At 43.7% G+C, this 15,683-nt stretch carries 13 protein-coding genes and 3 tRNA genes; 6 read left to right on the top strand and 10 right to left on the bottom strand.

Going from position 1 to position 15,683, the window contains the following annotated elements; genetic code table 11:
- Positions 1 to 72 precede the first annotated feature (72 nt).
- Entirely contained in the window at positions 73 to 756 is a 684-nt protein-coding gene (gene pspA, locus R1T43_RS15420) for a phage shock protein PspA (RefSeq protein ID WP_211071187.1), read from the bottom strand.
- A 199-nt stretch (positions 757 to 955) separates the two neighbouring features.
- Between pspA and pspF the strand changes: the two genes are divergently transcribed.
- The 6 genes from pspF to R1T43_RS15450 are packed head-to-tail and all read left to right on the top strand — an operon-like array spanning position 956 to position 7,460.
- A complete protein-coding gene (gene pspF / locus R1T43_RS15425) occupies positions 956 to 2,125 on the top strand; it encodes a phage shock protein operon transcriptional activator (protein ID WP_317350276.1) in 1,170 nt (389 codons plus the stop codon).
- A gap of 4 nt (positions 2,126 to 2,129) precedes the next feature.
- Positions 2,130 to 3,752: an ABC transporter substrate-binding protein gene (locus R1T43_RS15430; protein WP_317350277.1), complete on the top strand. Its 1,623-nt coding sequence runs from the start codon at positions 2,130 to 2,132 to the stop codon at positions 3,750 to 3,752.
- Positions 3,749 to 4,780 (top strand): ABC transporter permease, encoded by a 1,032-nt coding sequence (locus tag R1T43_RS15435; RefSeq protein ID WP_057793236.1) that lies wholly within the window; start codon positions 3,749 to 3,751, stop codon positions 4,778 to 4,780. The genes R1T43_RS15430 and R1T43_RS15435 overlap by 4 nt, the downstream gene beginning before the upstream one ends.
- The gene (locus R1T43_RS15440) at positions 4,767 to 5,660 is read left to right on the top strand and encodes an ABC transporter permease subunit (protein WP_317350278.1); all 894 of its coding nucleotides are present in this window, start codon (positions 4,767 to 4,769) and stop codon (positions 5,658 to 5,660) included. The genes R1T43_RS15435 and R1T43_RS15440 overlap by 14 nt, the downstream gene beginning before the upstream one ends.
- Before the next feature lies 1 nt (position 5,661).
- Positions 5,662 to 6,657 carry an oligopeptide/dipeptide ABC transporter ATP-binding protein gene (locus tag R1T43_RS15445; RefSeq protein WP_317350279.1) on the top strand — a complete coding sequence of 332 codons (996 nt, stop codon included), beginning with the start codon at positions 5,662 to 5,664 and terminating at the stop codon, positions 6,655 to 6,657.
- Entirely contained in the window at positions 6,654 to 7,460 is an 807-nt protein-coding gene (locus R1T43_RS15450; protein ID WP_317350280.1) for an ATP-binding cassette domain-containing protein, read from the top strand. Before R1T43_RS15445 ends, R1T43_RS15450 begins: the two co-directional genes overlap by 4 nt.
- A gap of 263 nt (positions 7,461 to 7,723) precedes the next feature.
- Here R1T43_RS15450 and R1T43_RS15455 read toward each other — a convergent pair whose 3' ends face one another.
- From R1T43_RS15455 to R1T43_RS15495, 9 genes are all read right to left on the bottom strand, one after another.
- Positions 7,724 to 8,854: a sodium ion-translocating decarboxylase subunit beta gene (locus tag R1T43_RS15455; RefSeq protein WP_057793242.1), complete on the bottom strand. Its 1,131-nt coding sequence runs from the start codon at positions 8,852 to 8,854 to the stop codon at positions 7,724 to 7,726.
- Positions 8,855 to 8,857: 3 nt separating this feature from the next.
- Entirely contained in the window at positions 8,858 to 10,660 is a 1,803-nt protein-coding gene (gene oadA, locus R1T43_RS15460) for a sodium-extruding oxaloacetate decarboxylase subunit alpha (protein ID WP_317350281.1), read from the bottom strand.
- A 25-nt stretch (positions 10,661 to 10,685) separates the two neighbouring features.
- A complete protein-coding gene (locus tag R1T43_RS15465; protein WP_317350282.1) occupies positions 10,686 to 10,946 on the bottom strand; it encodes an OadG family protein in 261 nt (86 codons plus the stop codon).
- 407 nt (positions 10,947 to 11,353) lie between these two features.
- A tRNA-Arg gene (locus tag R1T43_RS15470) sits at positions 11,354 to 11,430 on the bottom strand.
- A gap of 54 nt (positions 11,431 to 11,484) precedes the next feature.
- Positions 11,485 to 11,561: transfer RNA gene (locus R1T43_RS15475), tRNA-Arg, on the bottom strand.
- A 41-nt stretch (positions 11,562 to 11,602) separates the two neighbouring features.
- Positions 11,603 to 11,693 (bottom strand) — tRNA-Ser (locus R1T43_RS15480).
- 294 nt (positions 11,694 to 11,987) lie between these two features.
- Entirely contained in the window at positions 11,988 to 12,179 is a 192-nt protein-coding gene (gene csrA / locus R1T43_RS15485) for a carbon storage regulator CsrA (protein ID WP_013785064.1), read from the bottom strand.
- A gap of 133 nt (positions 12,180 to 12,312) precedes the next feature.
- Positions 12,313 to 14,910, bottom strand: coding sequence for an alanine--tRNA ligase (alaS, locus tag R1T43_RS15490; RefSeq protein WP_317350283.1), 2,598 nt, complete (start codon positions 14,908 to 14,910; stop codon positions 12,313 to 12,315).
- Between the two features lie 257 nt (positions 14,911 to 15,167).
- A complete protein-coding gene (locus R1T43_RS15495) occupies positions 15,168 to 15,617 on the bottom strand; it encodes a regulatory protein RecX (protein WP_211071179.1) in 450 nt (149 codons plus the stop codon).
- Between the last annotated feature and the right edge of the window lie 66 nt (positions 15,618 to 15,683).

The following is a 15,683-nucleotide window of genomic DNA, read 5'->3' on the forward strand; positions in this document are numbered from 1 at the left end:
AATAAACCCCGATTAGCCTGCCTAGTGCACTAACACTAAAAATCTAATGCTTCAGCAGGCTACCTATAATTATTATTCTGATGTTGAAGATGAACTTGTGTCACCTTTCACTCTTGCTTTAAGCGCAGCTAGCTCTTCGTCTATCTTATCGCCAGTTTCTAATTCTGCAAATTCATCATTTAAGGTTTTCTTACCTAGGTCGTAAGCATCTACCTGCGACTCTAAATCGTCAATCTTACGCTCGTATTGTTCAAAGCGCCCCATTGCTGAATCTACTTTTGTGCTATCTAACGTGCGTTTCACTTCTAAGCGTGAACTCGCTGTTTTCTGACGCATAATAATCGTTTTTTGACGACTCTTCGCATCAGCTAGCTTGTCTTGAAGCTGACCAATTTCATCCTGAAGCTTGCTAATTTGCTGTTCAACAACCGTTAGCTCGTTATTCAATGTTTCAGCAGCTTCTGCTGATTTCTTTTTTTCTTGCAATGCTGCGCGGGCTAAATCATCACGGTCTTTACTTAATGCAAGTTCCGCTTTCGCCTGCCAATCGTTAGCGTCTGCTTCATATTTATTAATTTGGCTTACAATTTCCTTTTTGTTCGCCAAAGTTTTAGCCGATGCTGAGCGCACCTCTACTAATGTGTCTTCCATTTCCTGAATAATCAACCGGACCATTTTCTCCGGATCTTCCGCTTTATCTAAAAGCGCATTAATATTCGAATTCACAATGTCAGTGAAACGCGAGAAGATACCCATAATAATTACCTCATAGTCGAAAACTGGTTGTACCAAGATAAACTTGTAATAAGACTATTCAATATGCTTGCCAGTTTTTCAAATTACCCTAACTTGATAATTTTAAAAGATATTCGTTTAGTTTAAATAATGCTCGAACAACAAGTTTTTTTACTCTACACTATTAATTGGTCGAAATGACTAATATTTGAGGGATTTAATGAGTAGGTATCGTCAGCAGGATAATTTGCTAGGCCAAGCGAATAGTTTTTTAGAAGTGCTTGAGCAAATTTCACAAATAGCACCACTAGATAAACCCGTATTGGTTATTGGTGAGCGCGGAACCGGTAAAGAGCTTATTGCAGCACGTTTACACTTTCTGTCTAAGCGCTGGGATCAAAATTACGTCAAACTCAATTGTGCCGCACTTAACGAAAGCTTATTGGAAAGTGAGTTATTTGGTTATGAAGCAGGCGCATTTACTGGCGCAGCAAAACGCCGAGAAGGACGTTTTGAGATTGCCCACAATGGCACCTTGTTTCTTGATGAGCTGGCGAACACGTCTGGTTTAATCCAAGAAAAGTTATTGCGGGTAGTGGAATACGGCGAATTTGAACGGGTAGGCGGTAATAAAACCGTTAAAACCGATGTACGCTTGGTAGCGGCTACAAATGAAGATTTACCTGCATTGGCTGACGCGGGCGAATTTCGTGCTGACTTACTCGACAGGCTCGCTTTCGATGTTATTACCATCCCTCCTTTAAGAGAGCGACGTGATGATATCATGATGCTTGCTGAGAACTTTGCCATTAGCATGGCAAGAGAAATGGAAATGGAGCTTTTTAGCGGCTTTACTGAAAAAGCAAAACGCACCTTGCTTGATTATGATTGGCCAGGGAATATTCGAGAGCTTAAAAACGTGGTTGAACGTGCGGTTTATAGAACGAACAACCCACATTTGCCCGTACACGATATTGTTCTAGACCCGTTTGAATCTTTATTTAGACCCACCTCTCGTATCAAAACAAACGACAGAACCTCGAGTACGTCTGAAGCCGAGTCGACGTTAGCTTCCAATACAGTGCCGTCCAATACAGTAGCGGCCAATGTAGAGAACATCGCTAAAAATAACGCCAACAATAGTGAAGCTGCTGCGAATTCACCCTCGGCGGTGTTACCCTCGTTAAAACCCGATACGGTAGAATACCCAATTGATTTAAAAGACCGCTCTCAGCAATACGAAATTGATATGATTAAGCAAGCGTTATCCGACAGCCAATTCAACCAGAAAAAGACTGCTGAGAAACTTAGTCTCACTTATCATCAACTTCGAGGTTATCTAAAAAAATACAACCTGTTAGACTCTTCACCTGAATCGATGGAGTGCTAACTAAATGCCCGTAAAACCGCTTTTTTATGCTGCCTTTACTGTTGTTATGGTAATGCTGGTAGCTGCCTGTTCAAAACAAGATGAACATGCATTTTATAATAGCGGTTTAGTGTATTGCTCTGAAAGCAACCCCGTTACCTTTAACCCTCAGTTAGATACGTCTAGCACCACAACCGATGCGTCATCGCATCAATTGTATGACAGATTGCTAGATTTCGATCCAGATTCTGGCCGTATTATACCTAGTGTGGCCAGTAGCTGGTTAGTGTCTGATGATGGCTTAACCTACACTTTTCAACTGAGAAAAGACGTAGAGTTTCATACCACCAGCTATTTCACCCCTAGCCGAAATTTCAATGCTGATGATGTCATTTTTAGCATTGATAGATGGCGACTTACCTCGCACCCATACCATTACGTGTCTGGCGGGCGTTACCCGTATTTTGAAAGTTTGGGGCTTGCTCAAAATATCGCTTCAGTTGAGCGGTTAAATGGATACCGAGTAGAGATAAATTTAAAACGTCGAGACAGTTCTTTTTTAGCTAACTTAGCTACTGACTTTTCGGTGATGTTGTCACAAGAGTACGGTGAAGCGTTGTTACAACAAGGCTTGCCCAATCGAATTGACCAATACCCTATTGGTACAGGCCCATTCAAATTCGAAAACTACCGTAAAGATCACTACATTCGCTACCAGCGTCACCAAACCTATTGGGGTGAACAAGATAATGCTGAACGCTTAATTTATGACATCACGCCGAAGAGCTCATTACGTTTGGCTAAGCTAATGACTGGTGAATGTGACGCTACGGCTTTTCCTGCCCAAACGGAATTGGAAATTATCCGTTCCCGTGACGATTTATTACTGGCTGAAAAGCCAGGTTTGAATGTAGGCTTTTGGGCATTTAATACCCAGCGTCCTCCGTTCGACAACCCTGATGTTAGGCGTGCACTAGCCGCGGCTATCGACAAAAACACCTTATTAGAAGCGGTCTACTTCGACAGTGCTACCCGCGCAAAAACACTGCTACCCGCCGCTAGCTGGGCCTTTCAAAATGATGCAGATGATACAGCTTACAATCCTGTGCTAGCGAGAAAGCTACTTGAAAATGCGGGCGTGGAGCCTGGGTTTACTATGACCATATGGGCTATGCCCATTGAACGTGCTTATAATCCTAATGCCGCTAAGATGGCAGAGCTTATTCAACGATATTTACGTGAGGTGGGCGTAACTGCCACTATAGTTAGCTACGACTGGGCTACATTTAGACGTCACTTGCAAGAGGGGCTTCATGATTCGGTCTTAATAGGCTGGTCTGCCGATAATGGCGATCCTGATAACTTTTATCGACCATTGCTTAGTTGTGGCGCCATTCCCTCTGGTACTAATCGCGCGATGTGGTGTGATAGCGATTATGACGAACTTTTAGATAAAGCTTTGCAAACAGAAGATCTTGAAGCACGTCGCTTAATCTATCAACAAGTGAATAGACTTCTGTACGAACGGTTGCCATTGGTGCCTATTGCTCACGCATATCGTTATCAAGCCTATAGAAATGAACTTGAGGGCATGACCATTAACCCCTTTGGCGGCGTTAGATTTGGCGGAGTAGGTAAATCACTGTGATTCAAATATTATCGCGATACGGTGTGTTATTTATCTTAACCCTTTTGGTATTAACCGCCATGTCATTCTCGTTGGTGTATCTGTTTCCCGGTGATGTACTAGAAAACCTTACCGGCATTGTGCCGCAGAATGAGATTCAGCGTGAGGCGCTTATGCGCCAATTTCGCCTAGACCAACCCTATATAGTACAGTTTTTTTACTATTTATCGTCGTTACTACAAGGTGATTGGGGTTACAGCCTAGCGTCAGGATTGCCCCTTCGAGAAGAAATTGGCATCGCCATGCCCGCCACTATCGAGCTAAGCACTTATGCGATGCTGATGGCGCTTTTCATTGGCATCCCATTGGGATATTACGCAGGGCTGAAAAGTTACTCTACTACCGACCACACCATTAATGCTTTAAGCATTACCACCTATTCGTTTCCTGTTTTTTGGTTGGCACTTATTCTAATCCTGTTTTTTAGCTTACACCTTGATATTGCGCCTTTGTCGGGTCGGATTAGTTTATTGTTCGATATTGAACCCGTTACCGGCTTCGTGCTTATTGATATTATGCTGGCAGAGGGTATTGACCATGGGCTAGCCTACCGTGATGCTATTTCACATCTTGCATTGCCTACGCTGGCAATTGGGGCAATAACAACCGCTTCAATGGTGCGAATTACGCGTCGCTCGGTTATTGATGTTATTCACCGCCCGTATATTGTGGCTGCGCGCTCTAGAGGTGTGTCTGAATGGCAGATTTTCTTTAGGCATGTATTACGTAACGCGTTGCTGCCTATTTTGCCTTTAATGGCAATCCAAATTACCACGCTCATCACCAATGCCATGATAGTAGAAACCTTATTTTCATGGCCAGGGATTGGTAGCTGGTTAATTCAAGCAATTTATCAACGAGACTTCCCTGCGCTTCGAGTAGGAATGTTGGCGGTATCAACCCTCGTTATTACGTTAACTATTATGGTCGACTTGTTTAATCGCATTATCGATCCTAGCCGAGAAAAGTACGAACGTGCCACAGTTTAGTTTATACGAAGAGGAGTTTCATCCATCTCCCTGGCAACGCACTTGGGCAGCTTTCCGTGGCAGCCACATTGCCATTGTTGGTCTTATTTTGCTTGGCTTCTTTATCATCTTTTCGCTGTTCGCACCGGTGGTGTCGCCCTACAACCCTGCGGAACAGAATATCGATGCGTTACTTATTCCCCCTAGTTGGGAAAGCAGCGGCTCAATAACCCATTTATTTGGCACCGATCCCCTCGGCCGAGATGTTTTCTCTCGTATTATTTACGGCTGTCGCACTACGTTAGGATCTGGATTTCTAATGGTAGTGCTAGCCATGCTGATTGGCGTAAGCATAGGTACATTTGCAGGCATGCTGCGGGGCGTGCGTTCAAGTATTGTGAACCACTTACTGGATGCTTTAATGGCTATTCCAACCCTGTTGATTGCTATTATTATCGTGGCGATTCTTGGAACAGGGTTGGTCAATAGCATGTGGGCTATTACCCTTGCGCTCATTCCACAGTTTGTTCACCGCACGCGCACATTTGTTCGCGCTGAAATGAAAAAAGAATACATTATGGCGTCGAAATTAGACGGCGCAAATAGATGGCACTTGTTCGTGCATTCTATTCTTCCTAACATGACAGAAATGCTTGTGGTACAAGGTACTGTGGCACTATCGATTGCGGTGATTGATGTATCTGCACTAGGCTTTTTAAACTTAGGGGCACAATCACCACTTGCCGAGCTTGGGGCTATTTTGGGCGATGGTCTTGATGTGGCCTACCTAGCACCTTGGAATGTGGCATTGCCTGGCATTGCCATTTTTTTATTGGTGTTGTCGATAAATATTGTGGGGGACGGCCTTCGTTCTGCACTCAGAAAAAGAGTGAGCCACTAATATGCCAATGTTAGATATTAAAAATTTAACCTTAGAAATGGTGGCTGGCGACACAACGATTAAAGCCCTCGATAAAGTCAATTTAACCGTTAATACAGGTGAAATTCGAGCGCTTGTCGGCGAGTCTGGCTCCGGAAAAAGCCTAATAGTGTCTGCCATATGTGGCGCCCTGCCCTCGCAGTGGAGAATGACTGCAGATCGCATGAGTTGGAAAGGCGAGAACTTACTGAGCATGTCAAAATATCAACGCCGAGAAGTAATGCGCCGAGATATTGCCGTTGTATTTCAAAACCCTCAAACTAGCTTAGACCCCTCTGCCACATTAGGTGAACAGCTAGTAGAAAGTATTCCTGATGAATTTGTAGAAGGTTACTGGTTTTGGCAGCGTGCTCAGCATAGAAAGCGTATTGCCATAAGTACAGTACACAAGGTAGGTATAAAACAACACAAGCATTATTTAAATGCTTATCCTCACCAAATTCCAAGCGATATAGGCCAAAAGTTCATGATTGCCATGGCCTTGGTGTCTCAGCCAAAACTATTGATTGCTGATGATCCCACACGAGGGATGGAGCCAACCACAAAAACGCAAATTCTTAAGTTATTTACGCGTTTAAACCAAACCCGTTCGTTAAGTATTTTATTCGTAAGCCATGACTTGTTAGCGATTGCCAGTATGTCGCACTCTATGACGGTGCTCTACGCGGGACAGACTGTAGAATCGGGTAAAATGAAACATATTAAGAAACGCCCGCTTCACCCTTACACTAAGGCGCTGCTAGATAGTGCGCCAAGCTTCAGGAAAGATTTGCCGCCCAAATCACAACTCCCTACGCTGGGAGGCTCTATTCCTACATTGCAGCATTTGCCAATTGGGTGCCGATTAGGTCCACGCTGCCCACGCGCTCAGCGTGCCTGTGTCTCTAGGCCTGCAGTGAGGCATATTCACGACCATACCTATAACTGCCACTTCCCACTGCATATGGAGAAGTTATGACAGATATCATGCAGGTAGATGGATTAACGTTTAGACATAACGATAAGAAACGTTGGTTAAAGAAGCCGGAAATATTTGAACTAGGCCCTATCGACTTGACTGTGCAACGCGGCGAAACTATCGCAATTATTGGTGAAAACCGCGCGGGTAAATCATTGTTAGCAAAATTATTGGTAGGCGCTATTCCTGCTGATGAAGGGGTTATTGAACTAAATAACCACAAATATTTGGCGAAATATAACCAGCACAACAATCAACAAAAACGTACTCATGATATTCGCATGATATTGCAACACAGCAGTGAATCAATGAACCCTTCTGTGCCTGTGGGTAAAGTACTCGACGAACCCCTTCGCTTAAATACAGATTTAACGGAAGCGGAACGTAAATCTCTTATTGAAGAAATGCTGACAAAAGTGGGCTTGTTACGCGAGCATTATTATTTCTATCGTCATATGTTATCTGATGGCCAACAGCAGCGTGTATCCCTCGCTCGCGCCATTATATTGAAACCGAAAGTACTTATTGCCGATGAGCCGTTTGCAGCCTTAGACCCGTCTATACGCTCTCAAACGGTAAATCTTATTTTGAAGCTACAACAAGAAATGGGGTTGGCGTTTATTTTCATTAGCCATAACTTGGGAATAGTTCGACATATCGCCGATCGGGTTATTGTGATGGAAAATGGCAATATTGTAGAAGAAGGGAAAACCGAAACAATTTTTCGTTGGCCGGAGCATACGATTACTAAAAAGCTCATTTTGGCCTACCAGTCGTTAATTACGAGCAATACTATCAGTTAGCTAAGATTAATTTAAAGATGCTTGGTAATTTAAAGGTGCTTGGTAATTTAAAGGTGCTTGGTAATTGATTTGAAGCTACCCTTGAAACGATTTTGACGTTACCTTATGCAGCGATTCTGACGTCATTTTTTATAACGCTTTTTACATTGTGCTTTATGCAAAAACAAAAAATGCGGCCTAGTGAAGAGGCCGCATTTTGCTTTTTATATAAGCGAGTTTACTACTCCTCGCCCTGTCGCCAATTAAATAAATTGGCCAACGTATTAGCCTACTAGCGCCAGCAAGATACCCGCGGCAACTGCTGATCCAAGTACTCCAGCTACATTCGGCCCCATGGCATGCATAAGTAGAAAGTTATGAGGGTTAGCTTCAAGTCCAACCTTATTCACAACCCTTGCAGCCATTGGTACTGCCGATACACCAGCGGCACCAATCAGTGGGTTTATCTTTCCACCACTCATACGGCTCATTAACTTAGCCATTAACACGCCAGTTGCAGTACCAATAGCGAACGCTACTGCACCTAAACCAAGAATACCCAAGGTTTCAACGGTTAAGAATTTGTCTGCAGATAGCTTTGAACCTACTGCTAGCCCTAAGAAAATAGTAACAATGTTAATCAGCTCGTTTTGTGCTGTTTTGCTAAGCCTATCTACTACACCACACTCTTTCAGTAAGTTACCAAAGCAAAACATACCCACTAGAGGCGTTGCTGAAGGCAAAAACAAGATAGTTAGGAATAGTGTAGCCAGTGGAAAGATAATCTTCTCACGTTGCGATACAGGGCGTAATTGCGCCATTTCTATGGTGCGTTCTTCTTTGCTGGTTAACGCTTTCATAATTGGAGGCTGAATAATAGGTACCAGCGCCATGTATGAATAAGCTGCTACCGCAATTGCACCTAATAAATCGGGCGCTAATCGAGAGGCTAGAAAGATAGCCGTAGGGCCATCAGCACCACCAATAATAGCAATCGCGCTGGCATCTTTGAGAGTGAACTCAAAACCAGGGATCATGTTGAGTGCAATAGCACCGAACAAGGTCGCAAAAATACCAAACTGCGCTGCGGCTCCTAACAACAACATTCTAGGATTAGCAATTAGGGCACTGAAGTCCGTCATTGCGCCCACGCCCATAAAGATAAGCAGCGGAAAAACCCCAGTGTCTATACCGATAGCATAAATGTAATGGAGTAATCCTCCCGCTTCTGAAAATCCTGCTAATGGGATATTGGTTAACAATGCACCAAACCCAATAGGGATTAACAACAGCGGTTCAAACTTTTTCACAATCGCTAAGAATAGCAACAGGAAACCTACTGCCATCATGATTAACTGGCCTGACTCAAAATGCGCCAGTGCAGTGCTGTCCCACAGCACCATCAACTTATCCATGAATTACCCCAGCGCAATAAGTGGTTGAGCACTGGCTACGGCATCGCCTTCACCCACAAGTACTTCACTAACGGTACCGGAAACAGCAGAGCGAATTTCAGTTTCCATTTTCATGGCTTCTAAAATAATCACCACATCACCTTCATTCACTACATCGCCAGCACGCACAAGTATTTTGAACACATTACCGGCTAACGGTGCGTTAATGCTTTGTGCACTTTCATTACTGGATGAGGATGCCGGCTGAGCCGCTGGCGCTGCTGTAGATGGCTGACTTGGGGTTATGCTAGATAACTCCCCTGATGCTGCTACTTCAACATGGTATACCTTGCCTTCAACTTTTACATCGTATGCCGCTGGTGCGCCGGTAGCTGAAACAGGCGTAGCCGCTGGTGCACTTGATGCTACATCAGCTTCAGTGCCAGGCGCAGGTTCAAATGCGTCAGGGTTGCCCCGATTCTCAAGGAACTTCAGACCAATTTGTGGGAACAAAGCATAGGTAAGCACATCGTCAATCTTAGCATCTGATAGCGTAATACTTTTCTCTGATGCTAACTTAGTCAGCTCTGTTTCAAGGCTGTCTAGTTCAGGCGCAATATTATCTGCCGGACGACAGGTAATGGGTTGCCCACCATCTAGCACACGGTCTTGCAATTCTTTGTTCACTGGTGCAGCCGTAGCACCATATTCGCCCTTAAGGACACCCGCCGTTTCTTTGGTGATGCTCTTATAACGCTCACCAGTAAGTACGTTTAATACAGACTGCGTACCCACAATTTGTGACGTTGGAGTAACCAAAGGAATAAAGCCTAAATCTTCACGTACGCGAGGAATTTCTTTTAGTACTTCTTCAAACTTATCTTCAGCGCCTTGCTCTTTTAACTGGCTTTCCATGTTGGTCAACATGCCGCCAGGCACTTGAGCTAGTAAGATACGGGCATCAACCCCTTTCAAGCTACCTTCAAATTTACTGTATTTTTTGCGCACGCCGCGGAAGTAGCTAGCGATTTCTTCGAGATCCGGTAATGACATACCCGTATCTCGTTCTGTGCCCTCAACAATAGACACCATGGTTTCAGTTGCGGTGTGACCATACGTCATACTCATTGAAGAGATGGCTGTATCAAGCATGTCGATGCCAGCATCAATGGCTTTTTGGTAAGTTGCCGTGCTTAAGCCTGTAGTGGCATGACACTGCATAGCAATAGGCACATTGACGGTTTCTTTCAAACCCGTTATTAGGGCTTCACAGTCGTAAGGCTTTAACAGCCCCGCCATATCTTTTACGCAAATAGAGTGAACACCCATATCTTCAAGTTGCTTGGCCATATCTAGCCAAAGCTGAAGGTTGTGCACTGGGCTCACGGTGTAAGAGATTGTACCTTGCGCATGAGCACCGCTGTCGACGGTGGCTTTAATCGCCGTTTTCAGATTACGCATATCGTTCATGGCGTCGAAGATACGAAATACATCAACCCCATTTTCATGTGCACGCTCAACAAAGCGTGTCACTACATCATCAGCGTAATGGCGATAGCCTAATAAATTTTGACCACGCAACAACATCTGTTGCTTCGTGTTTGGCATTGCCGCTTTAAGCTGGCGAATGCGATCCCAAGGATCTTCCCCTAAATAGCGAATACAGGAATCAAATGTCGCCCCGCCCCAAGATTCAACAGACCAAAAACCTGCTTTATCAAGTTTTTCGGCAATAGGCAGCATATCTTCTATACGCATACGCGTAGCAAGCAGCGATTGATGGGCATCACGCAAGACTAGCTCGGTTAAGGCCAGTGGCTTAGACATGGTAACTCCTGAATGATTTGTTTAATTAATTTTTATTGGTTTGACGATGAGTATGAACAGCAGCGGTGATAGCAGCAACAACGTTACCATCGACACCAGCTTGAACCGCTTTTCTTCGGGGTGCAGCGTACTGCGGTGCGGCTTCGCCCGGAAATGCTTCACAAAACTTTGCAATTAGGTGAATTCCAACGATTAACAATGCTAAGAATGAAAAAACAAATACCATTCCTATTAGCATCAGTGAGCCGGCTTCAAGCAGCAAACTGCTAACTGATTCTGATCCCATGGCGAACCCTCAAATATTTTGATGAGGAATAAGTATCACGCTCATTTATAAAACACAACCAGAAAAGCGCCAGCAATGCATAAAACCAGCCATTTATGCGAAAACTATCAAAAATTCATGCTTTTTATGCATTATGTCTAAATATTTTTTCAAACTCTTCAGGAAAGGAAAAACGAAATACACTCATTGGAAGAGGTATAACGAGAAAACCCGATAAGAGAAGTGTAAGTGGGTATTTATATTAACAAGGTGGGAAAGTTAAGCAGCGAAAGCAGTTAACCAAAACGGTACTGCGCTGACCTTTCAAAGCCTAAAGCTTAACGAGTCAGGGCTTAAAAAGCTAATTATACAGAAAGAAACTAAATGTCAGGCATAAAAAAACCCACCAGATGGTGGGTTTTCTTATATGGCGCGTGTGGAAGGATTCGAACCTCCGACCGCCTGGTTCGTAGCCAGGTACTCTATCCAGCTGAGCTACACACGCGTAAACTTTTTTACTTTAAGGTGTTATCCCCAAAGGTGACGCATTTAAAAGAAGTGGCGCGTGTGGAAGGATTCGAACCTCCGACCGCCTGGTTCGTAGCCAGGTACTCTATCCAGCTGAGCTACACACGCGCAATAAAACTTTTGTTGACCGTCACACCATCAACGAACAATGGCGGAGAGGGAGGGATTCGAACCCTCGATACCAGTATTAGGTATGGTTCCTTAGCAGGGAACTGGTTTCAGCCACTCACCCACCTCTCCTTAAGTGGTGCCGCATTTTACGGATTCACTGGCCGGAGTCAAACCTTTTTTAGATAAAAATGTTTACTCGCTGTCATTTTGTACGATTCGTACAAAAAACCTGTGTTTTGGTTAGGTTATAATCAAATTTTAGCGGGTTAATTTAAGATTGCACGCAGTAATGCGAAATGAACTTTTTTAAGAAATATCGAAAAATATCGAAAAACATCTAAATTTTTTTGAAATTAATTTTAAAAAAGGCCCAAAAACAAAAAAGGCCAGCATGAGCTGACCGATTTTTGTGCAGAAATTTGATTACTCAGCCGTTCCAGGTTGTCCACCTTTCTCAGCTTGAATTCTCATATAAATCTCTTCACGGTGCACAGAAACTTCTTTCGGTGCATTCACACCAATTCGGACCTGATTCCCTTTAACACCTAGAACAGTGACAGTTACATCATCACCAACCATAAGTGTTTCACCAACTCGACGAGTCAAAATAAGCATTCGCTTGCTCCTGTTCCTTAATACTGAACATATCCTTAATTACTCCGCCACTCATCGGCACGACCCGACAGTAGCAACAGTGATTCCATGTTTCTGTGTCACTTCAAAAACTCACTGCAAGTTTCAGATTTGATTATAGCTTATCTTCTAACCAAGCGTTAACTGAATCTAACGCTGTGCCTAGACACTCTGGCTTATCGCCACCCGCTTGAGCCATATCAGGGCGACCTCCTCCCTTTCCGCCAACTTGCGCAGCGATAAAGTTAACCAGTTCTCCTGCTTTCACTTTACCGGTAAGGTTTTTCGTCACCCCAGTGATAAGATTCACCTTATCTTCACTTGCCACACCTAGTACTACGATGCCTTCGCCAATTCGGTTTTTAATATCATCCATCATTGAACGCAGTGATTTCGCTTCAACACCTTCTAACTTAGCTATAAGTACTTTTACACCATTTATTTCAATAGCGTTACTAAGCATATCAGCACCTTGCTGACTCGCCAGTTTTTGTGTCGCAGAAGTGAGTGATTTTTCTAGTTCTTTAGTATGAGTCTGTACCGCAGCCACACGTTCAACCAAGTTTTGCGTGTCAGTTTTTAACAAACTAGACAGCTCTGTCAGCGTGGCTTGCTGGTCTTGAACATAATATAGCGCCTGCTCACCGGTAATCGCTTCAATACGGCGTACACCTGATGCTATGCCCGCTTCGCTGGTAATTTTAAACAAACCAATATCGCCAGTACGGTTAACATGGGTTCCACCACATAGCTCTACAGAGAAAGGCCCCATAGTCACTACACGTACTTTCTCATCGTACTTTTCACCGAATAACGCCATTGCGCCTGATGCTTTGGCTTCATCTAAGTCCATCAGTTGGGTTTTTAACTCATGGTTAGCTCGAATTTCTTCGTTAACTCTACGCTCAACCTGAATAAGCTGCGCGGGTGTTACTGCTTCAAAGTGAGAGAAGTCAAAACGCATACGCTGCGCTTCTACTAACGACCCTTTTTGCGTGACATGATCACCTAAGGTTTCGCGAAGTGCAGCGTGAAGTAAATGAGTCGCACTATGGTTTTTCTTCACAGCATCACGGTTTGAATTATCGATAGCAGATGTAACTCGATCACCTTTTGTGATGGTGCCTTTTACTTTTCCTTTGTGAGCGAAAGCATTACCCATTTTTTGAGTATCGGTAACGATAAACTCACCATTCGCAACACGAAGTACCCCTTTGTCACCCGACTGACCACCGCTTTCAGCGTAGAAAGGCGTTTGGTCTAATACCACTACCCCTTCTTGTCCGTCTTCTAAACGCTCACAAAAGGCGTTATCTGCAATAAGCTCTACAATGTTTGCTTCGCCTTCTACATCGCTGTATCCCGTGAAAGATGTCGTATGGTCAACCGCAAGCGTGTTGTTGTAGTCAGCACCAAAGTTACTGGCTTGTTGCGCACGAGCACGCTGTGCCTGCATAGCACTTTCAAACCCTTCCACATCGATTTTAAGGTCGTGTTCACGGGCAACATCGTTGGTGAGGTCGGTAGGGAAACCGTAAGTGTCATAAAGCTTAAACACCACGTCACCTGGAATAGTGTCACCTTCAAGAGTTTCTAGCGTGTCGTTTAGCATTGCCATACCACGGGCTAGAGTTTTGCTAAACTGCTCTTCTTCTACTCGTAGTACTTTTTCAACTACCGGTAGTTGGTCTACAAGCTCTGGATAAGCTTCGCCCATTTCTTTGCTAAGTGCTGAAGCCAGTTTGTAGAAGAAAATATCGCTGGCACCTAACTGGTAACCATGACGTACAGCACGGCGAATAATACGACGAAGTACATAGCCTCTGCCTTCGTTAGATGGCATCACACCATCACAAATTAAGAAGCTACAAGAACGAATGTGGTCAGCAATAACACGTAAAGATTTATTCTCTAAATCTTCAGTGCCTACAATTGTCGCCGCCGCTTGAATAAGGTTTTGGAACAAATCAATTTCGTAGTTGCTGTGCACGTTTTGCAAGATAGCTGAAATACGCTCAAGCCCCATACCGGTATCGATAGAAGGCTTAGGCAATGGCTCCATCGTGCCATCAGCTTGCTTGTTGTACTGCATGAATACCAGGTTCCAGATTTCGATGAAACGATCACCGTCTTCTTCTGGTGTTCCTGGAGGTCCGCCCCAAATATGGGCACCGTGGTCGTAGAATATTTCTGAACACGGACCACATGGCCCTGTATCACCCATAGACCAGAAATTATCTGATGTACTGATGCGGATAATCTTCTCTTTGGGTACACCAATATGGTTTTCCCAAATATCAAAGGCTTCATCGTCTTCCGAATATACGGTAACCAGGAGTTTTTCTTTTGGTAGGCCAATTTCTGATGTTAAGAAATTCCACGCAAACTCAATGGCTTCTTTTTTAAAGTAATCACCAAAGCTGAAGTTACCTAGCATTTCAAAGAAAGTATGGTGACGGGCAGTATAACCAACGTTTTCTAAATCGTTATGCTTACCACCAGCACGAACACAGCGCTGAGAAGAAACCGCACGGGTGTAGCTGCGTTTTTCCGCACCTAAAAACGTATCTTTAAACTGGTTCATTCCCGCGTTAGTAAAAAGAAGGGTTGGATCATCTGCTGGTACGAGAGACGAGCTAGCCACAGGCTGGTGACCATGACTCTTGAAATAATCTTTAAACTTTTGGCGTAAGTCAGCAGTTGATAATGTCATTGAAAACCTAACTTCCTTAATACATTGAATGAGAATGTGCGAGATTGATGCTACTGGCCGATTAATCGTTAGATTAACTTTTCTAAGATTAACCTACTAATAACCGCCTAGTTGTTTATGCATTTCATACCCTCGCACGGATGTGCGCAACAATACCATGGTTAGCGCTTTTTTGTTAAGCCCATAGCCTGCTCTAGCATTATAAATAAGCCCTTTTATACCCGTTATAAAGGGCATAAATGAATTTTATGCGATTTTTATTCACCCTTAACGGCAAATTCGATGTGTTCGCTATAGAAACCACGGTATTGAAGAAACTGCTTTTGCTTCATCAGCAGCTTGAAATCGGTTTCTTGAAACGGGCCGAACTTTTTATCTTTAACCCATTTCGCTTTTTCGAACCAATCAGGTTCTATTTCATCAAGGGCACGTTCAGCCGCAATTTCATCAACACCGTATTGCTGTAAATCAAGTTTGATTTTTCTAGGGCCAGAGCCCTTCATATACAAAGCGCGGGCACGACTTTCAGCAAAGCGTTCATCACTTTGAATATCAGCTTCTCGAAAGGCTTCCAGCACGGGCATAAAAGCCTCACTTTCAATGCCTTTTTGGGAAAGCTTGCGGCAAACTTCTGAAAAGCTATGCTCTCGTCGTGCAAGCATGCGGGTAATCGCGTCGGTAATGAATTTTCTGTCAAATTCTGACATTTTATTAATCGAAACCTTCTTAAAATACTTTTCAATCTCGTTATATTACTATTAATGGTAATCTTT

It is taken from the genome of Alteromonas sp. CI.11.F.A3 (genome assembly GCF_032925565.1).
Taxonomy (GTDB): domain Bacteria; phylum Pseudomonadota; class Gammaproteobacteria; order Enterobacterales; family Alteromonadaceae; genus Alteromonas.